Below are 269 nucleotides of genomic sequence, written 5' to 3'. Positions count from 1 at the left end.
CGAATGGCACGTATACCGTGAACGGTACAGCGGTAACGGCGACTGCGGCTGGCACCCTGGTGCTGGAGCAGAGCTGGCTGGGAGAGTCCCTGAGTATTGTGAAGCAGGGGAATGCTTCAACAACGGTAGACAGTGCGGCGCAGGTGCTGACCATTCCATCCCGTCCAGCGACACCAATAGGTGTGACGGCAACGGATGAAATGGCGATAGATGCGAACAACGGTACATTGATTAATGTGACTAATGCGATGGAGTATAAGCAAGGAATA

At 53.9% G+C, this 269-nt stretch carries 1 protein-coding gene; it reads left to right on the top strand.

Annotated elements, in window-relative coordinates; translation table 11 throughout:
* Window positions 1–269, top strand: a 269-nt coding sequence (locus C162_RS36495; protein ID WP_036701949.1) for a hypothetical protein, incomplete at both ends; no start/stop codon positions are given.

Origin of the sequence: Paenibacillus sp. FSL R7-269 (assembly GCF_000517865.1) — a bacterium.
Lineage (GTDB): Bacteria > Bacillota > Bacilli > Paenibacillales > Paenibacillaceae > Paenibacillus_AQ.
This window is presented reverse-complemented; position numbering and strand designations above follow the sequence as displayed.